Source organism: Streptosporangium lutulentum, from assembly GCF_030811455.1.
GTDB classification, from domain to species: Bacteria; Actinomycetota; Actinomycetes; order Streptosporangiales; family Streptosporangiaceae; genus Streptosporangium; species Streptosporangium lutulentum.
Genome location: NZ_JAUSQU010000001.1, coordinates 1,515,462 through 1,537,920, shown reverse-complemented (window position 1 = coordinate 1,537,920; position 22,459 = coordinate 1,515,462). Strand labels below are relative to the sequence as shown.

At 69.6% G+C, this 22,459-nt stretch carries 24 protein-coding genes and 1 pseudogene; 14 read left to right on the top strand and 11 right to left on the bottom strand.

The window, feature by feature from the left end; genetic code table 11:
• Window positions 1-71 precede the first annotated feature (71 nt).
• Window positions 72-1,283, bottom strand: coding sequence for an aminoglycoside phosphotransferase family protein (locus J2853_RS06390; protein WP_307555937.1), 1,212 nt, complete (start codon window positions 1,281-1,283; stop codon window positions 72-74).
• Between the two features lie 234 nt (window positions 1,284-1,517).
• Between J2853_RS06390 and J2853_RS06385 the strand changes: the two genes are divergently transcribed.
• The 4 genes from J2853_RS06385 (at window position 1,518) to J2853_RS06370 (ending at window position 5,278) form a co-directional block, all read left to right on the top strand.
• The gene (locus tag J2853_RS06385; protein ID WP_370879199.1) at window positions 1,518-1,874 is read left to right on the top strand and encodes an ArsR/SmtB family transcription factor; all 357 of its coding nucleotides are present in this window, start codon (window positions 1,518-1,520) and stop codon (window positions 1,872-1,874) included.
• Between the two features lie 1,106 nt (window positions 1,875-2,980).
• Window positions 2,981-3,154: a Sec-independent protein translocase subunit TatA gene (gene tatA / locus J2853_RS06380; protein WP_307555932.1), complete on the top strand. Its 174-nt coding sequence runs from the start codon at window positions 2,981-2,983 to the stop codon at window positions 3,152-3,154.
• A gap of 157 nt (window positions 3,155-3,311) precedes the next feature.
• The gene (locus J2853_RS06375) at window positions 3,312-4,115 is read left to right on the top strand and encodes a sulfotransferase family protein (protein WP_307555930.1); all 804 of its coding nucleotides are present in this window, start codon (window positions 3,312-3,314) and stop codon (window positions 4,113-4,115) included.
• A complete protein-coding gene (locus J2853_RS06370) occupies window positions 4,112-5,278 on the top strand; it encodes a glycosyltransferase family 4 protein (RefSeq protein ID WP_307555928.1) in 1,167 nt (388 codons plus the stop codon). Before J2853_RS06375 ends, J2853_RS06370 begins: the two co-directional genes overlap by 4 nt.
• A gap of 115 nt (window positions 5,279-5,393) precedes the next feature.
• Here the strand turns inward: J2853_RS06370 and J2853_RS06365 are convergent, their stop codons facing one another.
• The gene (locus J2853_RS06365) at window positions 5,394-5,726 is read right to left on the bottom strand and encodes a YnfA family protein (protein ID WP_307555926.1); all 333 of its coding nucleotides are present in this window, start codon (window positions 5,724-5,726) and stop codon (window positions 5,394-5,396) included.
• A 116-nt stretch (window positions 5,727-5,842) separates the two neighbouring features.
• Between J2853_RS06365 and J2853_RS06360 the strand changes: the two genes are divergently transcribed.
• The 5 genes from J2853_RS06360 (at window position 5,843) to J2853_RS06340 (ending at window position 9,702) form a co-directional block, all read left to right on the top strand.
• Window positions 5,843-6,004, top strand: coding sequence for a hypothetical protein (locus tag J2853_RS06360; RefSeq protein ID WP_307555924.1), 162 nt, complete (start codon window positions 5,843-5,845; stop codon window positions 6,002-6,004).
• A 198-nt stretch (window positions 6,005-6,202) separates the two neighbouring features.
• Window positions 6,203-7,174 (top strand): metal ABC transporter substrate-binding protein, encoded by a 972-nt coding sequence (locus J2853_RS06355; RefSeq protein WP_307555922.1) that lies wholly within the window; start codon window positions 6,203-6,205, stop codon window positions 7,172-7,174.
• Entirely contained in the window at window positions 7,167-7,967 is an 801-nt protein-coding gene (locus J2853_RS06350) for a metal ABC transporter ATP-binding protein (RefSeq protein WP_307555920.1), read from the top strand. The genes J2853_RS06355 and J2853_RS06350 overlap by 8 nt, the downstream gene beginning before the upstream one ends.
• The gene (locus tag J2853_RS06345; RefSeq protein WP_307555919.1) at window positions 7,964-8,872 is read left to right on the top strand and encodes a metal ABC transporter permease; all 909 of its coding nucleotides are present in this window, start codon (window positions 7,964-7,966) and stop codon (window positions 8,870-8,872) included. Before J2853_RS06350 ends, J2853_RS06345 begins: the two co-directional genes overlap by 4 nt.
• Entirely contained in the window at window positions 8,869-9,702 is an 834-nt protein-coding gene (locus tag J2853_RS06340; RefSeq protein ID WP_307555917.1) for a metal ABC transporter permease, read from the top strand. The genes J2853_RS06345 and J2853_RS06340 overlap by 4 nt, the downstream gene beginning before the upstream one ends.
• Window positions 9,703-9,826: 124 nt before the next feature.
• Here the strand turns inward: J2853_RS06340 and J2853_RS06335 are convergent, their stop codons facing one another.
• From J2853_RS06335 to J2853_RS06300, 8 genes are all read right to left on the bottom strand, one after another.
• Window positions 9,827-12,064 carry a heavy metal translocating P-type ATPase gene (locus J2853_RS06335; RefSeq protein ID WP_307555915.1) on the bottom strand — a complete coding sequence of 746 codons (2,238 nt, stop codon included), beginning with the start codon at window positions 12,062-12,064 and terminating at the stop codon, window positions 9,827-9,829.
• Window positions 12,065-12,112: 48 nt separating this feature from the next.
• Window positions 12,113-13,156, bottom strand: a complete 1,044-nt coding sequence (locus tag J2853_RS06330; RefSeq protein ID WP_307555913.1) for a DUF8832 domain-containing protein — start codon at window positions 13,154-13,156, stop codon at window positions 12,113-12,115.
• A complete protein-coding gene (locus J2853_RS06325; RefSeq protein WP_307555911.1) occupies window positions 13,153-13,368 on the bottom strand; it encodes a heavy-metal-associated domain-containing protein in 216 nt (71 codons plus the stop codon). The genes J2853_RS06330 and J2853_RS06325 overlap by 4 nt, the downstream gene beginning before the upstream one ends.
• 47 nt (window positions 13,369-13,415) lie before the next feature.
• A complete protein-coding gene (locus J2853_RS06320; RefSeq protein ID WP_307555909.1) occupies window positions 13,416-13,697 on the bottom strand; it encodes a metal-sensitive transcriptional regulator in 282 nt (93 codons plus the stop codon).
• A gap of 25 nt (window positions 13,698-13,722) precedes the next feature.
• Entirely contained in the window at window positions 13,723-13,923 is a 201-nt protein-coding gene (locus tag J2853_RS06315; protein ID WP_307555908.1) for a hypothetical protein, read from the bottom strand.
• A 236-nt stretch (window positions 13,924-14,159) separates the two neighbouring features.
• Entirely contained in the window at window positions 14,160-16,334 is a 2,175-nt protein-coding gene (locus J2853_RS06310; protein ID WP_307555906.1) for an MMPL family transporter, read from the bottom strand.
• A gap of 46 nt (window positions 16,335-16,380) precedes the next feature.
• A complete protein-coding gene (locus J2853_RS06305; RefSeq protein WP_307555904.1) occupies window positions 16,381-16,932 on the bottom strand; it encodes a TetR/AcrR family transcriptional regulator in 552 nt (183 codons plus the stop codon).
• Between the two features lie 56 nt (window positions 16,933-16,988).
• A complete protein-coding gene (locus J2853_RS06300) occupies window positions 16,989-18,410 on the bottom strand; it encodes an RNA-guided endonuclease InsQ/TnpB family protein (RefSeq protein ID WP_307555902.1) in 1,422 nt (473 codons plus the stop codon).
• Between the two features lie 59 nt (window positions 18,411-18,469).
• Between J2853_RS06300 and tnpA the strand changes: the two genes are divergently transcribed.
• The 5 genes and pseudogenes from tnpA (at window position 18,470) to J2853_RS06280 (ending at window position 21,620) form a co-directional block, all read left to right on the top strand.
• Window positions 18,470-18,886: an IS200/IS605 family transposase gene (gene tnpA / locus J2853_RS06295; RefSeq protein WP_307555900.1), complete on the top strand. Its 417-nt coding sequence runs from the start codon at window positions 18,470-18,472 to the stop codon at window positions 18,884-18,886.
• Window positions 18,887-19,066: 180 nt separating this feature from the next.
• A pseudogene (locus tag J2853_RS48115) lies at window positions 19,067-19,420 on the top strand (transposase); the annotation flags it as partial.
• Window positions 19,421-19,511: 91 nt separating this feature from the next.
• The gene (locus tag J2853_RS48110) at window positions 19,512-19,958 is read left to right on the top strand and encodes a transposase (RefSeq protein WP_417848523.1); all 447 of its coding nucleotides are present in this window, start codon (window positions 19,512-19,514) and stop codon (window positions 19,956-19,958) included.
• A gap of 283 nt (window positions 19,959-20,241) precedes the next feature.
• Entirely contained in the window at window positions 20,242-20,799 is a 558-nt protein-coding gene (locus J2853_RS06285; protein ID WP_307555898.1) for a DUF2243 domain-containing protein, read from the top strand.
• On the top strand, window positions 20,796-21,620 hold the full coding sequence (locus J2853_RS06280) for a cytochrome c oxidase assembly protein (RefSeq protein ID WP_307555897.1): 825 nt from the start codon (window positions 20,796-20,798) through the stop codon (window positions 21,618-21,620). The genes J2853_RS06285 and J2853_RS06280 overlap by 4 nt, the downstream gene beginning before the upstream one ends.
• Window positions 21,621-21,659: 39 nt before the next feature.
• Here the strand turns inward: J2853_RS06280 and J2853_RS06275 are convergent, their stop codons facing one another.
• Window positions 21,660-22,307 (bottom strand): class I SAM-dependent methyltransferase, encoded by a 648-nt coding sequence (locus J2853_RS06275; protein WP_307555895.1) that lies wholly within the window; start codon window positions 22,305-22,307, stop codon window positions 21,660-21,662.
• Between the last annotated feature and the right edge of the window lie 152 nt (window positions 22,308-22,459).

Here is a 22,459-nt window from a genome sequence, read left to right as displayed (position 1 = left end):
AGGCCACCCGGCGACCGTCCATGATCCCCAGAGGCGCCGGCGGGGACGGGAGCCGGGCTCTCCGGGCCGGATCAGGCCTGTGCGCACCGGAGCGCGGCGCGGATCTCGGCGACGGGGTCGCCGCGATGGTAGATCTGTTCGTCGGGTTCGATGCCGTCGAGGAACTCCTGGTAGCGGACGGCGTAGGTCAGGTGCGCGAGCGGTTCGGCGACGACGAGGGCGCGGGCCGGGTCGCACCCGGGGACCTGCGCCGACCAGGCGTCGATCCAGTCCCGGGTGGCGTCCGCCCGCCCGGCCGGGGACAGGAAGTCGCACAGGCGTGATCCGTCCAGCACCGGATTGCCGAAGAACGCGTCCGCGAAGTCGACGATGACCGGCGGGCCGCCGTCGCTGCGCCAGTTGCCGGGGTGGAAGTCGCCGTGCACGATCGTGTCGGGCAGGCCGCAGTCCTCAAGCGCGGGCCACCGCCGGGCGAGCGCGCGGGCCGCGGTCAGCTCCTCCGCGGTGAGTTCCCTCACCTCGTCGCCGTCGAGGAGATCCCGGATCCGGCCGGCGAGGGCGGGCGTGCGCCGATCAGGCAATCCGCCCGGAAGCCCGCCCTGACGCCCGGCGAGCGCGGCCTGCGCCGCGACGAAGCGGTTCACCCCGTCGGCGATGACCTCCGCGGGGGCGTCCCAGCAGTCTTCTCCCGGCACGTGCTCCAGCAGCACCCGCCGTTCTCCCGATCCGACGAGCGCGGGCACGAGCCCGGGATCCACCTGGGCGAACGCCGCGATGACCCCCGCCTCGTCGGCCGCGAACCCCGGCGTGGCCTTCAGCCACACCGGCCCCCGGGCCGTGGGAAGACGGAACAGACCGGCCAGGTTCCAGGTTTTGCGCTGCTCGACCGCCCCGGTCACCGGGCGGCCCGCCGCTTCGAGCGTGCCGGACGCCCAGTCGAGGATCTCGTGGAGATCCTCCGCTCGAGCCCACGGCGAGCGCCGCTCCTGCGGCTCGGTGAACCAGGCGTGAGAGGCGTCGCCATCCGGAGGATCCGCGACCAGCAGGCCGGGCGCGGGCCGCTCCAGTGCTTCGACGTGATAGGTCACATGACCGTCGCGAGCCCCTTCGCCGCCCCGCACGTGCAGCAGGCGCAGCACCAGCACCGGCACTCCGAGTGCCTGCCGCAGGTGCGCCACCACCGGCTCGACCTCCGACCACCACGGGACGCTCACCGGGAACGGTCCGACGGCCCCGAGACACCTCCCGTCCCACGTCACCAGCGCGCTGACCGTACGTCCCATTTCGCCAGTCTGGGGCAATCCCTGCGAGATCGCGATCGAATATCCACCGGTCGTCCCGCCGTGACGGGCGCGCTCCCCTGCCGGCCTCCGGGGTCATCGGGCCGTCGGAGCGGAGGACGGCAGCCGCCCGCGACGGCCCGCCGGCATCGGGTCCGGACCACGTGTGCCGGGCTCACCCCCGGCGAACAGACCGGTACGGTCACTCAGCGTTCGCCAAACGTCGAACGACGTATCATGGCTGGCATGAAACACCCGCAACATCACCCCGACCTCGACCAGATGAAGCTCACCGAGGTGATGGCGGCCCTCAGTGATCCCATCCGGGTGGGGCTGGTCCGCCTGCTGTCCGACGGCGTGGAGCGTGGCTGGGGAGAGTTGCGGGCACCGGTGGCCAAGTCGACCCTGAGCCACCATCTGCGGGTCCTGCGGAACGCGGGGATCACCCGCACCCGCGAAGAGGGGACGCGATGCTTCGTCACCCTCCGCCGCGCCGACTTCGACGCCCGCTTCCCCCACCTCCTGGACGCGGTGCTGGACGCGGCCGGCACCGAGGACGTGGGACACCACGTCAGCCTGGCGGTTACCGTCTAGCGTCCCACGCCGGGCATCCGTCGTCGGATCCCGCACGACCCCCTGGCGGTGAGCCGGTGCGTGCCAGCCGGCCTGACCGATTCACATGATCCCTCGCGCAGGGCACTGTACGGCGTGCGGTGCCGTCTCCATGGCACGACGCGGCTTTCCGCGCGCGCTGGAAAAGAACTCCGATGATCCGGGGAGACGGGGATTCCGTTAGGCGATGCCATCATTCTGGTTCCAGGCTCCAAAATCCGGAGAGGATGTGACAAGGACCACAATTCATTCATAAAACCATGAAAATGATCAAGGCTTGTGAGGTGTGATCAATTTTCATATCCACCTCCGCGCTTACCGGCGATCTCCTACCGGCTACGCGGATTCGGCGGAGACTCGCCACACTCCAGCCGCTCTCCGTACGATTTTCCACAAACGAAACAGGCCGGCACCGATGAAGCATCATCCGGGCGGTATCAAATTTCACTCATCCATCGAATTTTCACGACATTCACATAAGAGCTTTCATTGAACTCGTCAAAGAAGTCCGAGAAAGGCCATTTCCCTCCTGCGGAGCACAGGTTGGGCGCCTTTCTCCTGCACACCGGTCCTTGATCGCCGGATTTCCTGACGCTTCGTCGGCCGGCAGAGGCCGGCAAGGGGCCGAGGACGCGGCCCCGAGGGCCGGATCACCTCCGCTCACCTCCGCGAACGGCGCGCCGGACGAGGCGGGAGGCCTCGCATCCTGACGGCGGGCAGCGCATCACCGCAGCCCCGGCAGCCTCAGCGGCCCCAGCGCAAGATCGATATCAAACCGCCCCGCGCGACCCCGCGGCGCCGGAAAAGATCGGCACGGAATCCACCCGTCGACCGGGACGAGCCCGATCCGGCGAGACGAAAGCCCGTAAGCGCCGCGACACCCTCGGCCCGAAGCCCTCGCCGGGCATTGCGGCAACCGATGCTTTGCGAAGTCCTTACATTCTCCATACCGGCGATGAATAAACTTCGCCCAAGGCCTCGCTCCCCCCGCCGCGCGGACCCTCCGATCACGAAGGGTCCTCCGCCATGTGCCCGCGGAGCCGCCCAGGCGCCCGCGCGCACGCGGATCAAAGACAGGAGACCCATCCATGGCCGATCTCGGACTGCCTGAGATACTCATCATTCTGGCGGTACTCATATTGCTCTTCGGCGCGAAAAGGCTGCCGGAGATGGCCCGTTCGATGGGACGCTCCCTGCGCGTCTTCAAGAGCGAGATCAACCGTCCGCAGGACGATGAGGATACACCGCCCACACCTCTCTGAACGTCGCTCGCCCGATGCCGGAACCTGGATCGAACACACAGTGAATTGCCAGGAAAGGTAAGTACCCTTCTTCGTCATGAGCTGGCAGCGGACGGTCAACAACGCCTTGGTCAGGTTTACGGGATTCCAGTTTAATCGGGTAGGGAAAGCAGGGCTTTTGCCCGCGGCGACCCCTGTCAGCCCGGTGAAGGAGTCGGCGGCGAAGGAACTCGTCAGGCCACCGACCGACCCGGCGGACCGGCTGCTGACCGCGCCGATCTTCATCCTCTCGCCGGTCAGGTCGGGTTCCACGCTCCTGCGATCGGTGCTCAACGCCCACTCGATGGTGCACGCCCCGCACGAGCTGCACGTACGCCGGTTGACCGTGGGTTTCGGCACCCCGCTGTCGCGCAAGGCGATGGACGCTCTCGGCCACAACCAGGCCGACCTGGAGCACCTGCTGTGGGATCGCGTGCTCCACCGGGAGCTGGTCCGCAGCGGCAAGTCCTTCATCGCGGACAAGACGCCGGCCAACGCCTTCGCCTTCGAGCGCATCGCCACCTGCTGGCCCGACGCCCGCTTCGTCTTCCTGCTGCGCCACCCCGCCTCCATCGCGAAGTCCTGGCACGAGGCCAGCCCGGACCGCCGCACGCCGGAGGAGGCCGCACTCGACGCCCTGCGCTACATGAAGGCGGTGCAGCGGGCCCGCCGCGCGCTCACCGGCCTGACCGTGCGCTACGAGGACCTGACCGAGGACCCGGAGACCCAGACCCGGAGCATCTGCGACTTCCTCGGCATCCCCTGGGAGCCTCAGATGCTCTCCTACGGCACGCAGGCCGTGATCCAGAAAGGCCTCGGCGACTGGAAGGACAAGATCCAGACAGGGACCGTGCAGCAAGGACGCGATCTTCCCCGGCCTGACCAGATACCCGACGTCCTGCGGCCGATGTCCGTCACGTGGGGATACCTGGCGGCCACATGAAGATCCGTTACATGCTCCTGCACGCCTACGGCATGGGCGGCACGATCCGCACCGTGGTCAACCAGGCGAACGCGATGGCGGCCGCCGGGCACGACGTCGAGATCATCAGCGTGGTGCGCCGCCGCGACGAACCCCAGTTCTCCGTCGACCCGCGCGTCGAGATCACCGCCCTGGCCGACCAGCGTGACGGGGTGCGGCCCGACTCGACGGCCCGCAAGGCCTGGCGAAGGATCCGCGGGAAGATCGTGCCCTACGGCGAGTTCGCGGCGTCCTATTTCACCGAGCGGGTGGAGAAGGCCGTCATCGACTACGTCTCCGGGCTCCAGGACGGCATCCTGGTCACCACCCGCCCGGCGCTGAACCTCATCTCCGCCCGCCGTACCCCGAAAAGCGTCGTGCGCGTCGCCCAGGAGCACATGAACCTGGCCACCCACCCCGACAGCGTCCGGCAGGAGATCGCCCGCTACTACGGCCGGCTGGACACGGTCGCGGTGCTCACCTCGACCGACCGCGCGGACTACCAGGCGCTGCTGCCCGGGACCCCGGTCGTGCGGATCCCCAACGCGATCCACACCCTCGACCAGAAGCCCTCCACGCAGGACAGCCGGCTCGTGATCGCCGCCGGCCGCCTCGTCTCGCAGAAGGGGTTCGACCTGCTCATCCCGGCGTTCGGGCAGGTCGTGCGGCACCATCCGGACTGGCGGCTGCGCATCTACGGCACCGGTCCCAAGAAAGCCGCGCTGCGCGCGCTCATCAAGGAACACAGGCTTGAGGACAACGTCACCCTGATGGGCCGCAGCAACCGGCTCGACGAGGAACTGGCCCGGTCCTCGCTGTACGTGCTCAGCTCCCGGTTCGAGGGGCTGCCGATGGTGATGATCGAGGCCATGTCCCACGCGCTGCCGGTCGTCGCCTTCGACTGCCCGACCGGCCCCCGCGACGTCATCACCGAGGAGGTCGACGGGCTGCTCGTGCCGCCCAAGAACGTCGACGCGCTGGCCTCGGCCATGAGCCGTCTCATCTCCGACCGCGAACTCCGGCGGCGAATGGGCCAGGCGGCCGTACGGACGGCGCGGGACTACGCCCCCGATGCCGTCACTCCCATGTGGGAGAAGCTGTTCACGGACCTCCTGCGGCCCGATTCGCCCGTCTCGGGACCCTGATCACGCGTCCCCCGTTTCGCCGCCCTCACCGGTGAGCCGTCCTCACCGATGAGATGAGGGCGGCGGTGGTGACGGCCGCACGAGCGAGCCCGGCGAGCGGGAGGCGAGGCGCCGGTCAGCCGCGCGGACCGTACATGATGACGACCACGCCGACCAGGCAGATCCCCGCCCCGATCAGGTCCCAGCGGTCCGGGCGGAAGCCGTCGGCCAGGACGCCCCACAGCAGGGACCCGGCGACGAACACCCCGCCGTAGGCGGCCAGGATCCGGCCGAAGTGGGGGTCCGGCTGGAAGGCGGCGACGAATCCGTAGGCTCCCAGCGCGATGACGCCGGCGGCGATCCACAGCAGTCCGCGATGCTCGCGCACCCCCTGCCAGATCAGCCACGCGCCGCCAATCTCCGCGACGGCCGCGAGGGCGAACAACAGCAGGGACTTGGCGATCGTCATGGACCCGACGCTACCGAAACGTCGGCCGGTGCTCCGCCGTTCACTCCGGGGGCGAAGACCGGCACAGTGTCCCGGATCAGTGCGCGAACACCGGGCTCACCGGCACGTCCTGCCCGTTGGACGATCTGCGTTCCCATTTCTCCGAGCGGGTCCCGGTGGCGACCCCGCAGTGCGCGGGCAACCGCCGTGCCGATCTGATCGAAGTCCGCGACGTTCCCGGCGAGGACCCCTGGGATCCGGAACTCCTGGGCTCGCGTCCGCGCCCCTGCCACTCCTGAGGGCGTCACCGGCCACCCGGCGTAAAAGCCCCGGTCGGCCGGAGGCGGGCGCCGGTCGGGCGCTCCGCGAGGGAGGGGACGGAGAGCCGCGATCATCGCCCCTGCCTGACAGAACGATAACCAACTTGACAATCATTTTCATTCTATGGAAGATTCGACTGAATCCATACATCTACCCTAAAAAGGGACGAATCACCCGTGTTCTCATCTCGAAGCGGTCTTGCGGCGAGCGCCGGATTGATCGCGCTGCTGGCCACGGCCTGCGGGCAGGCCGGCGCCGCTCAGACGTCCTCGGCCGCATCCGGCCAGGTCGCGACCTCGGCGGCGGCCGACGGCCCGCTCAAGGTGGTCGCCACCACCACGCAGGTCGGCGACTTCGCCCGCAACATCGGCGGCGACAAGGTCAGCGTCACCCAGATCCTCAGGCCGAACGTCGATCCGCACGACTACGAACCCTCACCCGCCGACATCCAGGCCATCGCGGACGCCGACATCGTGGTGAAGAACGGCGTGGGCCTGGAGAAGTGGCTGGACCAGGTGATCTCCTCGGCCGGGTTCGAGGGCCAGGTCGTGGACGCCAGCCAGGGCGTGACCATCCGCAAGGGCGACGGCTCGGAGGAGGAGAGCGCGGGCGATCCGCACATCTGGCACAACCCGCAGAACGCCAAGATCATGGCGGCGAACATCGAGAAGGCCCTCGCCGCCAAGGACGCCCCCGACGCCACCGCGTACCAGGCCAATCTGGACTCCTACGACGCCAAGCTGGACGCCCTGGACGCCGACATCGCCAAGCGCATCGACACGATCCCCGCCGACCGGCGCAAACTGGTGACCAACCACGATGCCTTCGGCTACTACATCGACCGCTATCACCTGACGTTCATCGGCTCGATCATCCCCAGCTTCGACACCTCCGCCGAGCTGTCGGCCAAGCAGATCTCCAACCTCGTCGCCAAGATCAAGTCGACCGGGGTGACCGCCGTCTTCTCCGAGTCCTCCCTGCCGCCCAAGACCGCCCAGGCCATCGGAACGGAGGCGGGCGTGAAGGTCGAGGCCGGCGAGGACTCCCTGTACGGCGACACGCTCGGCCCCGAGGGCTCGGCGGGCGCGACCTACCTGGACATGGAGAAGCACAACACCGATGTCATCGTCGGCGCGCTCAATGGCTGACCCCGCTCCCCCGGACCTCCCGCCCGAAGACGGCGCGCCCCGGGACGTCACCCTGCGACTGGAACACGCCAGCATCGCGTACGGCGACGTGCCGGTGCTGGAGAAGATCCACGGCGTCGTCCACCCGGGTGAGGCGGTCGCGCTGATCGGTCCCAACGGGGCGGGCAAGTCGACCCTCATCAAGGCGATCCTCGATCTGGTCCCGGTCGTGCGAGGCACGATCGAGGTGCTGGGCCGCACTCCCGCCCTGGCGCGCCGCGACGTCGCCTACGTGCCCCAGGCCGACACCCTCGACCCCGACTTCCCCGTCTCGGTCGAGCAGGTCGTGATGATGGGCCGGTACCGCAGGATCGGCTGGCTCAGGCGCCCCGGCAGGTCCGATCGCGCGGCGGCGGCGGAGGCGCTGGAGCGGGTCGGTCTCACCCATCGCGCGCGGCACAGGTTCGGCACGCTGTCGGGCGGGCAACGCCAGCGGGTGCTGCTCGCGCGGGCGATCGCCGCCCAGCCTCGGCTGCTGCTGCTGGACGAGCCGTTCAACGGCGTCGACGCCGTCAGCCAGCACGCGCTGCTGGAGGCGATCACCGCGCTCAAAGGCCAGGGCGCGAGCGTGGTGATCAGCACCCATGACCTGGCCATCGCCCACCTCGCCTGCGAGGAGGTGTGCCTGCTCAACCGGTACCAGTTCGGCTTCGGCCCGGCCGAGGAGGTCCTGACCCCCGAGGGCCTGCGGGCGACGTACGGGGGACACGCGCTGGAACTGCGCGGTGACCGCGTCATCGTGGCCCAGTCATGAACCTCTTCGCGCCCTTCGCCACCCCCTTCATGGCCCGCGCGCTGATCGAGCTGGTCATCCTCGGCGCGCTGGCCGGCACCGTCGGCGTGCTGGTCCTGCTGCGCAGACTCGCCTTCGTCACCGACACCATGACCCACACCGTCTTTCCCGGCGTGGTCATCGGCTACCTCGCGGCGGGCGAGGGCGGCATCTTCTGGGGCGCGCTCGCCGCGGGCGTGGTGACCGCGGTGCTGCTCACCCTTCTCACCGGCAGGCGCGCGGTGAACGAGGACTCCGCCCTCGCCATGCTGCTCACCTCGCTGTTCGCGCTCGGCGTGGTGCTGGTCTCCCGGCAGAGCGGTTACACCACCGACCTGACGGCCTTCCTGTTCGGCCGCGTCCTGACCGTCACCGAGGAGCAACTGGCGCAGACCGCGCTGATATCCGTCGTCGTCATCGCGACGCTGGCCCTGCTGCGGCGTCCGCTCCTGCTGCGCGCCTTCGATCCCGAGACGGCCGAGGCCGCCGGCTATCGCACGAGGTCGCTCGACCTGGTGACCAATCTGCTCGTCGCCGTGGTCATCGTGGCCGCCGTGCGCGCGGTGGGCACCATCCTGGTCATCGCACTGCTGATCGTGCCCGCCGCGGCCGCCCGTGCGCTGTCCGACCGGCTCGCGCTCATCGTGCCGCTGGCCGTGGTGATCGGCGTGCTGGGAGGCTGGCTCGGCCTCGCGGCCAGCTACGAGGCGTCCGTCCACCACGGGGTACGGCTGGCCGCGGGCGGCACCGTCGTCCTCGTCCTGACCGGCCTCTATCTGCTGGCCGGGCTCGGAGGCGTGGCCCGCCGCCGAATCGGCCGGAGACGCGCGGCGGCCGGGTCCCCCGGCACGGCCTCGTCCGGGATCTCGACGGGGGTGACCGGATGAGCTGGTTCGACTTCGCCGTGCACCGGGCCCTGCTGGAAGCCGCTCTCGTCGGAGCCATGGGCGGGGTCGTCGGCGTCTTCGTGATCACTCGCAGGTTGTCGTTCTTCGCCATGGCGCTCACCCACGCCACCTTCCCCGGCATCGTGGTCGCGGCCCTGCTCGGCATCAACCTGTTCCTCGGCGGCGGCGTCTTCGGCCTGCTCATCGTGGCGGGGGTCGTGTTCCTGGGCCGGGGCAGGGGGCAGAACTTCACCGCGGCCACCGGCGTCGCCCTGGCCTGCGGCTTCGCGCTCGGAGTCGTCCTGGTCTCCGCGCAGGCCGGTTTCACCAAGGATCTGACCGCCTACACCGTCGGCGACATCCTCACCGTCGGCGCCTCCGACCTGGTCACGACCGCCGTCGTCGCCTGCGTGATCCTGCTCACGCTCGCGATGCTGGGCAAGGAACTGTTGCTGCGGGCCTTCGACCCCGATGGCGCCGCGGCGGCGGGACTGCCCGTGACACTGCTGGACCTCGCGCTGCTCGCCCTCGTCGAGATGGCCGTGGTGGCGACCGTCCCCGCGCTCGGAGCCATCCTGACCCTGGCCCTCCTCGTCGGACCGGCCGCCACCGCCCGGCTGCTCAGCGACCGCCTCGCCGTTCTGTTCCCGCTGGCCGCCGTGATCGGCGTCGCCTGCGGGCTCACCGGAATCTGGATCTCCATGCTCGCCGACGTCGCCGCGGGAGCGTCCATCGCGCTGCTCGTCGGCGCCGTTTTCGCCGTCGCCCTTCTTCTGCGCCGCGGAGTGAGAAGGTCACGACGATCCACGGCCCTCAGCGAAGCCGGCTGATCGCTTCGCGACCGGGGACGGCACCGTGACCACCGGGTTCGAGCCCGTGCGGGTCCGGGGGTGACGGAACGCCGGTGTGGCCGGAGGCGATGCGTCCGCCTCCGGCCACACCGGCGCTCCCCCGCTAGCTGAAGCGGCGCAGGCGCAGGCTGTTGCCGACCACGAAGACCGAGGAGAAGGCCATCGCGGCTCCGGCGATCATGGGGTTGAGCAGGCCGAGCGCGGCCAGGGGCAGGGCGGCCACGTTGTAGGCGAAGGCCCAGAACAGGTTGCCCTTGATGATGCGCAGCGTCCGGCGCGACAGCCGGATGGCGTCGGCGGCCACCCGCAGGTCGCCGCGGACCAGGGTGAGGTCGGAGGCCTCGATGGCGGCGTCGGTGCCGGTCCCCATGGCCAGGCCGAGGTCGGCCTGGGCCAGTGCCGCGGCGTCGTTGACGCCGTCGCCGACCATGGCGACCCTGCGGCCCTCGGCCTGCAGTCGCTTGACGACGTCGACCTTGTCGGCGGGCAGCACCTCGGCGATCACCTCGTCGATGCCGACCTCGTCGGCCACCGACCGGGCCACGGCCTCGTTGTCACCGGTGAGCAGCACCGGGGTCAGCCCCAGCCCGCGCAACCGCCGGACCGCCTCGGCCGAGGTCGGCTTGACCGTGTCCGCCACCACCAGGACCGCGCGGGCCTTGCCGTCCCAGCCGACCGCGACGGCCGTACGGCCCGCCGCCCGCGCCTCGGTGAGCGCCCCCTCCAGCTCGGCCGGCAGGTGCTGTGACCATTCGGCGAGCAGGGCGGGGCGGCCGACGAGCACGGCGTGCCCGTCGACGACGCCCTGGACGCCGAGACCTTCGAGGTTGGCGAAGTCCTCGGGGACGGGCAACTCGCCCACGCGCTCGGTGGCGCCCCGGGCGACGGCCTGGGCGATGGGGTGCTCGGAGGCGTGCTCCAGGGCACCCGCCAGGCGCAACACCTCGGCGGCGTCCTCACCGTCGGCGAGGTGGACGCCGGTGAGGGTCATCCTTCCCTCGGTGACGGTGCCGGTCTTGTCGAGCACGACGGTGTCGACGGCGCGGGTGGATTCCAGCACCTCGGGGCCCTTGATCAGGATGCCGAGCTGGGCTCCGCGGCCGGTGCCGACCAGCAACGCGGTCGGGGTGGCCAGGCCCAGGGCGCAGGGGCAGGCGATGATCAGTACGGCGACCGCGGCGGTGAAGGCCGCACCGGCGCCGCCTCCGGTGCCCAGCCAGTAGCCGAGCGTGCCGACGGCCAGTGCGATCACGATCGGGACGAAGATCCCGGAGATGCGGTCGGCCAGCCGCTGGACCTGGGCCTTGCCGTTCTGGGCGTCCTCGACCAGCCTGGCCATCTGGGCGAGCCGGGTGTCGGAGCCGACGCGGGTGGCGCGGACGACCAGGCGGCCGCCGGCGTTGACGGTCGCGCCGGTCACCGCGTCGCCGGGCCGTACCTCGACCGGCACCGACTCGCCGGTGAGCATGGAGGCGTCGACCGCGGAGGAGCCCTCCTCGATCACGCCGTCGGTGGCGATCTTCTCGCCGGGCCGGACCACGAACCGCATCCCGACGGCCAGCCGGTCGGCCGGGATCCGGGTCTCGGACCCGTCGCGCAGGACGGCGACGTCCTTGGCGCCCAGTTCCAGCAGGGCCCGCAGGGCGGCGCCGGCGCGGCGTTTGGCGCGGGCCTCGAAGTAACGGCCTGTCAGGATGAACGCGGTCACGCCCGCGGCGGCCTCAAGGTAGATGTTGCCCGAGCCGTCGCTGCGCTCGATCGTGAACGCGAACGGGTGGACCATGCCGGGAACGCCCGCGCTGCCGAGGAACAGCGCCCACAACGACCAGCCCAGGGCGGCGACGGTGCCGAGCGAGATCAGGGTGTCCATGGTCGCGGCGCCGTGGCGCAGGTTGATCCACGCGGCCCTGTGGAACGGCCAGCCGGCGTAGACGACGACCGGCGCGGCCAGGGTGAGCGACAGCCACTGCCAGTAGGTGAACTGCAGCGCCGGGATCATGGCCATCGCGATCACCGGTACGGCGAGCACCACGGAGGTGATCAGTCGCCGGCGCAGGGGCAGGAGCTCGTCCTCGGGCTCCTGCGGCGCGTCTTCGGCCCGGGGCGGCGCGGGAAGCTCGGCGCTGTAGCCGGTCCTCTCGATCTCGGCGATCAGCTCCTGCGGATCGATGCCCTTGTCGAAGGTGACCCGGGCCTTCTCCGTGGCGTAGTTGACGGTCGCGGTCACGCCGTCGAGCTTGTTGAGCTTGCGCTCGATCCGATTGGCGCAGGACGCGCAGGTCATGCCGCCGATCGAGAGTTCGACCGTGCCTTGCGGTCTGTCGTCCGTGAGAGAGGACATCACCTGCTCCTTTCGCTCATCGTACTGTTCTTCTCGTCATGCCGGGCGTCAGTGATCATGCTCGCCGGAGTCCGAGTGGCCTGTCGAGGGGGCGGGAGCGGGTGCCTTCGCCGGGGTCGCGTCCTGGCCGGCGTGGAGGGTGAAGTCCGCGGTGCGCACGGTTCCGGCGTGCTGGAAGTCCAGGAACAGCCGGTAGTCGCCCCGGCTGGGCGCCTCGGCGTAGAAGGTGATCTCCGGGCCCGGCTGGGTCCTGCCGTCGCCCGGCTCCCCGTCGGGATGCACGTGCAGGTAGGCGAGGTCTCCCGCGCGCAGCGCGACCAGGTGCCCGTAGGCGCCCAGGTAGGGCTGCAGGTCGGTGACCGGGTGGCCGTCCTTGCTCACCTTCAGAGTGATCTTGCTCGACTTTCCGGGGACCAGGTCGCCGTCGAGGGTGACGGTGTAGCCGTCGACCGTGGACGTGCGGCTCGTCGCGGGCAGTTCCCCGGGCTCGTAGGCGCCACCTGCCCGCAGGTCGGTGCCGAGAGTCAGGGCCGGGCCTCCCTCGGGGGCGAAGTCGGCGAACGCCCGGTAGTCACCGGCCTCGGGCAGCGTCAGCCTCACCGACCACGAGCCGTCGCCGGCGAGCTCGGGGTGCAGGTGCTGGAAGTCGCCCAGGTCGCGGGAGACCACGATGAAGTGCAGCTTCTTGTCGTGTCGCACCTGGTAGCGGGTGACGGGCCTGCCGTCGGGACCGATCACGCGGAACCGGAAGTCCGTGGCCTCGCCGGGTTTGATCTCCGTCGTCTCGGGGGTCAGGGTGTAGCCGTCCTGGGACACCTGAAGCCCTCCCGGGGTGGAGTCATCGGCCGCCGTCCGGCTCGGGGCCGTCTCGTCGTGGGCTTCATGGCCGCCCGTCGCCTGGCTCGGGGACGGAGCCGTGTGGGTTCCGTGGCCGTCCGCCGCCCGGCTCGGGGGCGGGGTCGCGTGGGCTCCGTCGCCGCCCACGACGGGCGCGGCGCCGGTGGAGCCCACCGCGGTACCGGCGCCGAGGGCTCCACCGAAGATCACTACGAGGCCCAGGGCGTAGGCCCCCAGCCTGGCCGGCGTGTTCATGAGGGAGTCACCACTTCGTATCCGGCCTCCTTGACCGCGGCCGTGATGGCCGCGGCGTCGACCGGGCCGTCACTGCCGACCGTCACCAGGCCGGTGGCCAGGTCCACCTCGACGCCGGTGACCCCTGCGACCTCGGTGATCTCTTCGGTGACCGAGCTGACGCAGTGGCCGCAGGTCATACCCTTGACGGTGTAGGTGGTGGTGGTGGTCATAACGGTCACTCCTCTTGGATGGAATTACGTGTCGATCTACGTGATGGTCAGGAACGGACGAGACGGGCGATGGCGTCGGAGGCTTCCTTGATCTTGGCTTCGGCCTCGGGGCCGCCCTTGGCCGTGGCCTCGGCCACGCAGTGCGCCAGATGCTCCTCCAGCAGGGAGAGGGCGAAGGACTGCAGTGCCCGGTTGGCCGCCGACACCTGGGTGAGGATGTCGATGCAGTATTTGTCCTCCTCGACCATCCGTTGCAGCCCGCGGGCCTGACCTTCGATCCGGCGCAGCCGCCGCAGGTGGTCCTGCTTGCTGTCGGCGTATCCGTGCATCTCTCCCCCTGTGTCTCGCTCCTCCTCACTGCAACAAGGTACCCCGGCAGGGTATTCCGCCTGCGACGACGACCGGGCCGTCGGCCGGATCGGCCTCAGCGCCGATCATGCCGCCGGCATCGCCGAGACCGGCGAGAGCCGGCGGGACACGGTGCTCACGGGCCGCCCCGCGGACGCCCCCGCCCGCTTCGACCCGCGCGGAGACGTCGTCCGCCACGCCGCACATGAGACCCTCCTCGCAAATACCCAGCCGGGGTATCCCGGTTCGATGAACATAACATACCCCCAGGGGGTTAATGTGCAACGGAGGTGTGCGATTTCACCGATGAACGGATCTACGCCGATCCGTGGCACGGGAGAGACGGCGCCCGCGGGCGGGTCCGTGCCGGGTGGTGTCGGCGCTGTGCGGTGACAGACCGATGGCCGGGCAGCACGACGCCGCCCGGCCACCAGTGGGATGGATCAGCTGTGGACGGTCACCTTCGAGGTCTCCCGGTCCAGGTGCGCGCGCAGCTGCTCGCCTTCGATGTCGACGTTGGGCAGGACCCTCGACAGCCATCGGGGCATCCACCACGCCCTGTCGCCCAGCAGGGACATGACGGCCGGAACGATCGTCATCCGTACCACGAACGCGTCGATGACCACACCGACGGCGAGGGCGAAGCCCATGGACTTGATGATCGGGTCGTCGAGCAGCACGAAGCCGGCGAAGACCGAGATCATGATCAGCGCGGCCGCGGTGACGACGCGGGCGCCGTGGCCCATCCCCGAGATGGTGGACTGCTCCGCGGTGTTGCCGTGGACGAAGTCCTCCCGCATCCGGGAGACCAGGAAGACCTGGTAGTCCATCGCCAGGCCGAACAGGATGCCGATGAGCAGGATGGGCAGGAAGCTGACCAGCGGTCCCGGTGTGTCCAGCCCGAGAAGGCCCGCGAGCCACCCCCACTGGAAGACCGCGACCGTGATGCCGAAGGTGGCGCCGACGGTGAGCAGGAATCCGAGCGCCGCCTTGATCGGGACCAGCACCGACCGGAAGACCAGCATCAGCAGCAGGATGGACAGTCCGACCACGAGCAGCAGGTAGACGGGCAGGGCGTCGGAGAGCTTCTCGGAGACGTCGATGCCGATCGCGGTCTGGCCGGTCAGGGCCACCTCGGCGCCGTCGAGGTTCGCGACCTTGGCCCTGATGGTGTGGACCAGGGCCTCCGTGGCGGCGGCGGTGGGCCCGGTGCTCGGGATGACGGCGAGCAGCGCGGTGGTTTTCAGGGCGTTGAACTGCGGCGGGGTTACCGCGACGACACCCTTGGTGCCCTGGATGAGGGTGGCGGCCTGCTTGGCGGCACGGCCGGCGGCCTCGGGCGAGTCACCGGTGACCACGGCGGCCAGGCGGCCGTTGAACCCCGGCCCGAACCCCTCGGCGATGAGGTCGTACGCCTTGCGCGCCGCCGAGTCCGCGGACGCGGTGCCCGCGTCGGGCAGTGCCAGGCGCATGTCCTTGGCGGGTACGGCGAGCACGGCCAGCCCCAGCACCCCGGCGATGATGACCACCGCCCGCAGACGGGTGATGAGGTAGGCCCAGCGGAAGCCGAAGCCCGCGCGCTCGTGGGCGCCCGGCTTCGAGGCGGCGCGGTGCCGGCGGGCCAGGATCCTGCGGCCGGCGAAGCCGAGCAGCGCGGGCTGCAGCGTGATCGCCACCAGCACGGCGACGGCGACGGTGGCCGAGGCGGCCAGGCCCATCACGGTCAGGAACGGGACGTTGACCACCGACAGCCCGGCGAGCGCGATGACGACGGTGGCACCGGCGAAGACGACGGCCGATCCGGCCGTGCCGACCGCCCGGCCGGCGGCCTCCTCGGGCTCCAGCCCGTCGAGCAGGTTCTGGCGATGCCTGGAGCTGATGAACAGGGAGTAGTCGATGCCGACGGCCAGGCCGAGCATCAGGGCGAGCACCGGAGCCGTGGCGGTCAACTCCACGACGCCGCTGAGCGCGAACAGCCCGGCCATGCCGACTCCCACGCCGATGAGCGCGTTGAGCAGGGTCATCCCGGCGGCCACCAGCGAGCCGAACGTGACGATCAGCACGATCGCCGCCACGCCGACGCCCAGCGCCTCGGTCGAGCCGATCTCGGGCTCACCCGACATGATCTCGCCGCCGCGCTCCACCCGCAGGCCCGCGGCCTCGGCCGCGCCGCCCACCTTCTCGTACGCCGCGTGCTGGGCGTCGGTCAGCTCGTCGCCGCCGACGGCGAACTGCACCTGGATCAGCGCGTAGCGCTCGTCCGGGGAGACCGCCCCGACCTGGAACGGGTCGACGGCGGCCACCACGCCCGGGAGCGTTCCAGCCTCCTTGGTGAGCGCCTGGACCGTGGCCTGGTTCTTCGGGGCGGTCAGCTTCTCGCCCTCGGGAGCGGCGACGACGACGGTCCCGGTGGCGCCCGCGGCCTGGGGGAAATGCTTGGCCAGGGAGTCGAGCGCACGCTGCGACTCCGTCCCCGGCATGGTGAAGTTACTGGCCGTGGGGCCCATGAAGACGAGGGCGCCGACGCCGGCGACGGCCAGTACGGCGAGCCAGAGGGCCAGTACCAGCCGTCTATGGCGGAAGGAGGCACGGCCGAGCCTGTACAGCAGAGTAGCCAAAAGAGTATCCCTGTCGGAATGGAGGGGAGAAAGCGGTCGCCCGAGGTCAGGCGCCGCGCACGTTGAGCGTCCCGGCCGCGCTGCGGACCAGGACGTCGCGTAACTCGTCGTCGTCCATGGCGGCGGGCTTCATGCAGACGACGGGGACGGCGCCCAGAACCATCAGAGCCGTGACCTGGGCCGGAGGTTCGGACGAGCGGGCGGCCAGCGCGTCGAGCAGGCGGTCCACCATGCCCTGCACGTCGGCCAGGGCGGGATGTTCGAGCAGCGCCGGGATGTCGCCGTACAGAACGGTGATCTCTCGCCGGAAGCGCAGCACGAGGTCGACGTAGCCCTTCACCGCCGCGAACTGGACGGTGTCGTCGGCGAGCCCGGCCAGTTGCTTGTCGAGCATGTCGAACGCTCCGACCGCGGGGGCGAGCATCTCGACGAGGATCGCGTCCTTGCCGTCGAAGTGGTAGAGGAGCGTCGCCTTGGAACAGCCCACCTCCGCGGCGATGTCCTGCAGGGATGTGCCCTTGAAACCCGCCACGGCGAACAGCCTGGACGCGGCGTCGAGAATCTCCCGACGGGTGCGCGAACGGATATTTCTCGACAAGACATCACCCCCTCCCCCAATTTACCTGACCGATCGGACAGCTTTTGACCGATCGGTCAGCTCTGTGACATCGAACCCCGCACCGACGCCCCGGAGCACCGGTAGACGTTGGTTGACCTGCCCCCGCCCTGAAGGACGGGGATTCCCGTGCCGCTTACGCGGCAGCTCGCGGCACGCCGCGAGCTATGGAACGGGGTGCTTGACGCTTCACCGACCCGGGCAACCCCTGAGTCTCCACGCCCTGAGACGACCGGCCCGGCCGCCTGTCCTTTGGCCTTGATGCATTTCGCGGCGTTCACATCAGCGTGCCCGGTATACCCGCAGGTGGTGCAACAAAAGAGGGCTTGGCTCTCACGACTCTTCGCGTCCACCGTCTCGCAGGCCGGAGCCGAGCACGTCTGGGAGGTGTAGGCAGCAGAGACCTTACCGATGACGCTGCCGGTATAGCGCGCCTTGGACCGCAACGCGACTTCCAGCCCGTACCAGCCCTTATCCAAGATCGCCTTATTGAGGCCAGACTTTTGAGCGACCCGCGAACCCGGCTCCTCGATCGTGCCGGACGACGAGGCGGTCATGCCACGCACGCCCAGATCCTCCAAGACGATGTGCCCGTAGTCACGGGTGAGCCGGTGCGCGGCCTGGGCGTTGAAGTCCGCCCGGCGCCACCGAACCCGCCGCATGATCTTCCCCAGCTCACCGGCCACCGCCTTGCGCCGAGCCGAGCCCTTCTTCGTACGGGCCAACCGGCGTCGCAGCCGCAGACACCGCTGCGCCTCACCGGCCGACAGGTAGCCCAGATCGGCCTCACGGTCGGTCTTTTCCTCCTTCGGGGGCACCGGTGAGGACACGCCGGACTCGCTGGCATGGCGGCGGTCGAAGAACTCCCCATCGGAGGTGACGGCAGCCGTCACCACCCCCCGGTCCACCCCCGCCACCCGCTCAGGGCGTGCATGCCTGTCCATGTGAGGGATGCCGTCGTCGATGAGGAACGAGACGAACCAGTGCTTACCGTCGCGCGAGAGGGTCGCGGACTTCACACTCCCGCCCAGCGGGCGCGACCGGCGGAACCTCACCCACCCGAACTTGGGTAGGAACACTCGCCCCCACTTGCGGTTGATCTTCTCGACCGGGATGTGCTTGGCGGTCGGGAACCGAAACGACGGCGTCCACTTCGCCTTGCTCTTCCAGCGGACCTTCCAGGTGCCGTGCCTGCGGCACGCCTCGTCCAGGTCCTTGAGCGTCTGCTGGATGACCTGGGCGGGAGCATCGGCCAGCCAGGTGAACTCGCCCTTGGCGTCGGCGAGTTGCCCGCACTGCTCGGCGTAGCCGATGAAAGCGCCCCTGCGCCGATAGGCGCGACGCTGTTCCAGGCCGGTGTTCCACACCGACCGGCAGATCCCGGCCACCCGCTCGGCGAACAGTTGCTGCCCGAAGTCCATCTCCAGCCGGTACTTACGCCCCGTCAGTATGCGAAACACCTCCCTTGCCCCACCTATTGCTCACATCTCATCGACTCGAACACATTAGCGTCTGGTCTATGACTCAGGAAGCCGAATACCGGCGCGGTAGACATGTGGTTTCCGCGATGCATGCCCATCTGGTCTTCGTGACCAAATATCGCGGGAACGTCTTCGACGACGAGATGTTGCGCCGCTGCGAAGAAATCATGATCGAGGTGTGCGACGGCTTCGAGGCCGAGCTACGCGCGTTCAACGGCGAAGACGATCACGTCCACCTGCTGGTCCACTACCCGCCTAAAGTCGCCATCAGCAAACTGGTCAACTCGTTGAAGGGCGTGTCCTCGCACTACCTCCGCAAGGAGTTCACCGGCCGGGTCAACCGTGCCATCATGCACGGCCCCTTTTGGTCCCCCAGCTACTTCGCCGCCTCCTGTGGCGGAGCTCCACTGACCGTCATCAAGGCCTACATCGAACAGCAACGCCGTCCAGCCTGACGTTCTGGGTCCGCGCTTCGCGCTTCGGGATGTCCCGCCTGACGGCGGGCCATCCCCTGACGGGGACCGCATTCATCCCCGGTCTGAAGGACTCTGTTGGCCGATTCGAGTGATGATCATTGTTTGATGTGGCGCAGCGGAGGAACCCTCTCGCAGACAGTGTGTGGGGGAGGTCCCGCCATGTCTTTGCGTCCCCGTCCCGCTGGCGAGGTGCCGGAATCGACTGCCCGGGTAGCGCGGGCAGCTTTTCCCAAGGGGTGCCTGGCGATGCGGGTCCGTGACGAACTCGGTCTGCTCTTCGATGACGAGGAGTTCGCCGAGCTGTTCCCGGTCCGAGGTGGCCCCGGACTGTCTCCGGGGATGCTGGCGTTGGTGTCGGTGCTGCAGTTCGCCGAGGGACTGAGCGATCGCCAAGCCGCTGATGCGGTGCGCGGCCGGATCGACTGGAAGTATGGCCCGGCCTTGGAACTGACCGATCCGGGGTTCAACTTCTCGGTGCTGAGTGAGTTTCCTGACCGCCTCATCAGGGGCGGCATCGGGCAGGTCCGGGCCCAAGCCGGCGTGGCCCGGGAGGACTTCACCGTCGATTGGGACGGCCACCGCGTGACCTGCCCCCCACGGAGCGATGAGCGTCTCCTGGTCTGACCAGCACAAATCCAACGGCACTCCGATCACCCAGGTCCGCTTCTCCGGCACCAATTGTGGTCCGTGCCCGGTCCGAGACCAGTGCACCCGTTCGGTCAGCGGCACCTACGGGCGCACCCTGACCCTGCTCCCGCAACCACTCCAACGGATTCTGGACGAGCGACGGGGTGAGCAGCAGACCCCGGAATGGAAAGACCGCTACGCCATACGCGCGGGCATCAAGGGAACGATCTCCCAGGCTGTCCGGGCCACCGCGATCCGCCGGACCCGCTACCACGGCCTACCCAAGACCGCACTCGGACACGTCTTCACCACGACTGCAATCAACCTGATCCGTCTGGATGCCTGGTGGACCGACACCCCACGTGGACCTACCCGCGTCTCACACCTGACCCGACTCGCCACCGATCTCAGCCTGGCCCCCTAATGCAATCGGTCAACAGAGTCCTGAAGGCCGAGGCTTTCTGCGGACCTTCGGTAACCACCGGGCCAAGAGCCGAGCAGGGCGGCGTTTCCCCATGCCGTACGGCGGGATCACCCCAGATAGTTGATCTCGGCTGACGGGCGGAGAGGACGTCGCGCGACCGGGACGCCCCGCCGGCGATCAGGAGTCCGGCCGGGTCCGCACGCGCCCGTCCGAGCGCTCGTGATCGGCGGAACGGATGCCCGGTGCCACCGCATCGGACCGGGCGTGAGAAGAGGAGGGCGCGATGGCGACCGGACCGGCCGCGACGACCGAGGCCAGGCGGCGGATCGCCCTGCCCGGGACGGTTCTGGGCATCGGGCTGGGCGGGTTCGTCGACGGCATCCTGCTGCACCAGATCCTGCAGTGGCATCACATGTTGTCCAGCACCGACAGTGACAACATCGGCGTGAGGTACTACCCGGTGGACACCGTTCCCGGACTGCGGATGAACACGTTGTGGGACGGATTCTTCCACGCGTTCACCTGGCTGTCGGTGTTGATCGGCCTCGGACTGCTGTACTCGCGCGTCGTCCACTCCCGCGGCCGGGTGTGGAGATCACGGATGCTGTGGGGCTGGATCCTCGTCGGGTGGGGGGTGTTCAACCTGGTGGAGGGCGTCATCGACCATCACCTCCTGGGCATCCACCACGTGCGGACCGGCCCGTACCAGATCTGGTGGGACCTGGGGTTCCTGCTCCTGGGCGCCGTACTGATGGCCGGCGGGTGGCTGCTGCAGCGCGGCGGTCCCCCGATCGACCTGTGCCGCGAGAGCGGCCGCGTCCCCGCCGAGCCGGTGCCGTGATCGCGCTGGCGCACGAGACGCATCACCACGGCGGCGGCGACCCGCGGGCGTTGCTGCCGCTCGCCGTGCTGGCCGTGGTGCTGGGCGGGTACGGCCTCCTGGCCGCACTCCGCGGCCGGGAGGCCAGGGGGTGGAGCCGGTGGCGGACGGCGAGCTTCGCCGCCGGCACCGTCCTGGTCGTGGGCGCGGTGACCGGTCCGGTCGCCGCGTTCGCCGAGACGGACTTTCGCGGGCACATGCTGCAGCACCTGCTGATCGGGATGCTGGCGCCGCTGGGCCTGGTGCTGGGCGCCCCGGTGACGTTGCTGCTGCGCTCGCTGCCTCCCGCGCACGGGCGGCGCGTCGGAGCTCTGCTGCGCAGCCGGTTGGTGCACCTGTCGGCCAATCCGTGGAGCGCACTCGTGCTCAGCGTGGGCGGCATGGTGGTGCTGTACTGCACCCCGCTGTATCGGATCGCCTCTGCCGGCGCGCCGCTGCACCACCTGGTGCATGTGCACTTCCTGCTGGCCGGATGCCTGTTCGCCTGGGTGATCGCCGGTCCGGACCCGGCTCCGCGACGCCCGTCGGTACCGGTGCGGCTGGTCGTGCTGGGGGTGGCGGTCGCCGTGCATGCCACGTTGTCGCAGCTGATGTACGCCGGGCTGCTCGTCGACGTGCCGGTGCCCACGGCGCAACTGCGCGGAGCCGCGGAGATCATGTACTACGGCGGCGACCTCGCCGAGTTGCTGCTGGCACTGGCCCTGGTGAGCACCTGGCGTCCCGTACGGCCCGCCGCCCGGCCCCCGGTGCCCGCGCACGACGCGTTGACGCCACCGACGTAAGAGGCCGTGACCGGAATCACGGGTGCGGAGCGCGTGGGATCACCGCGCTTGCAGGGCCATGAAGGTCCAGTGGACGTCCTGTCGGCCGAGGGGGTCTTCGCGTTCGCTGTGATGGAGGGCGTGGAGTCCGGTGGTGGCGGCCAGGTGGATCTTCTCCTCCGCCGACACCTCGAACATGCGCCGTCCCGTGGGGACCGGTCCGTGCCGCAGCGACAGTACGATCCGTCCGCCCGGCGCCAGTAGTCCGGTGAGATGCTTCATCGCCTCCGACCGCTCCCGTGCGTCCAGGTGCATCCAGACTGCGGTGAGCAGGATCAGGTCGTACCGCTCAGGACGTCGGCGCAGGGCGGTCAGTTCGGGCAGGTGGTCGTCGATCCATTCGATGCCGGTCGCCGGGTGAAGCCGCTGTCCATGGGCGCGGAGTTCGGCGGTGGGCCCTACCGCGACCACCGTGAGTCCCAGCCGGGACAGCGCGGCGGCGTCGCGTCCCGTTCCCGCGCCGAGGTCCAGTACCCGGCTGGGCCGCGCGGGGAACGGGTGCAGCACTTCACGGTGAACTTCAGCGAAGGTGACGCTCTCGTGCTGGTCCGCGAGGAGATCGGAGGCCTCGCCGTATCCGGCTGTTCCCGCGACCCCGCGAGGTTCGGCGAACAGGGCGGGTAGGTCGCGCATGTCGTCGAAGGTCATCGTGTCCGGGCCTTCCAGCCAGTGCGCCGGCGCCGTTCGGTCACCTCGGCCTCGGTCAGTGGTCAGCGGTCAGCCGAGATCGGTCAGCACCGCGGAACGCACCCGCACGGCGATGTGCTCCCTATCGACCAGCACACCGTCACCGTCGAAAA

Coding starts and splice junctions, on each gene's coding strand:
- J2853_RS06390 (WP_307555937.1), bottom strand. CDS start 1,283: ATGGGACGTACGGTCAGCGCGCTGGTGACGTGGGACGGGAGGTGTCTC.
- J2853_RS06385 (WP_370879199.1), top strand. CDS start 1,518: ATGGCTGGCATGAAACACCCGCAACATCACCCCGACCTCGACCAGATG.
- tatA (WP_307555932.1), top strand. CDS start 2,981: ATGGCCGATCTCGGACTGCCTGAGATACTCATCATTCTGGCGGTACTC.
- J2853_RS06370 (WP_307555928.1), top strand. CDS start 4,112: ATGAAGATCCGTTACATGCTCCTGCACGCCTACGGCATGGGCGGCACG.
- J2853_RS06365 (WP_307555926.1), bottom strand. CDS start 5,726: ATGACGATCGCCAAGTCCCTGCTGTTGTTCGCCCTCGCGGCCGTCGCG.
- J2853_RS06350 (WP_307555920.1), top strand. CDS start 7,167: ATGGCTGACCCCGCTCCCCCGGACCTCCCGCCCGAAGACGGCGCGCCC.
- J2853_RS06345 (WP_307555919.1), top strand. CDS start 7,964: ATGAACCTCTTCGCGCCCTTCGCCACCCCCTTCATGGCCCGCGCGCTG.
- J2853_RS06340 (WP_307555917.1), top strand. CDS start 8,869: ATGAGCTGGTTCGACTTCGCCGTGCACCGGGCCCTGCTGGAAGCCGCT.
- J2853_RS06335 (WP_307555915.1), bottom strand. CDS start 12,064: ATGTCCTCTCTCACGGACGACAGACCGCAAGGCACGGTCGAACTCTCG.
- J2853_RS06330 (WP_307555913.1), bottom strand. CDS start 13,156: ATGAACACGCCGGCCAGGCTGGGGGCCTACGCCCTGGGCCTCGTAGTG.
- J2853_RS06325 (WP_307555911.1), bottom strand. CDS start 13,368: ATGACCACCACCACCACCTACACCGTCAAGGGTATGACCTGCGGCCAC.
- J2853_RS06320 (WP_307555909.1), bottom strand. CDS start 13,697: ATGCACGGATACGCCGACAGCAAGCAGGACCACCTGCGGCGGCTGCGC.
- J2853_RS06315 (WP_307555908.1), bottom strand. CDS start 13,923: ATGTGCGGCGTGGCGGACGACGTCTCCGCGCGGGTCGAAGCGGGCGGG.
- tnpA (WP_307555900.1), top strand. CDS start 18,470: ATGACTCAGGAAGCCGAATACCGGCGCGGTAGACATGTGGTTTCCGCG.
- J2853_RS48110 (WP_417848523.1), top strand. CDS start 19,512: ATGAGCGTCTCCTGGTCTGACCAGCACAAATCCAACGGCACTCCGATC.
- J2853_RS06285 (WP_307555898.1), top strand. CDS start 20,242: ATGGCGACCGGACCGGCCGCGACGACCGAGGCCAGGCGGCGGATCGCC.
- J2853_RS06275 (WP_307555895.1), bottom strand. CDS start 22,307: ATGACCTTCGACGACATGCGCGACCTACCCGCCCTGTTCGCCGAACCT.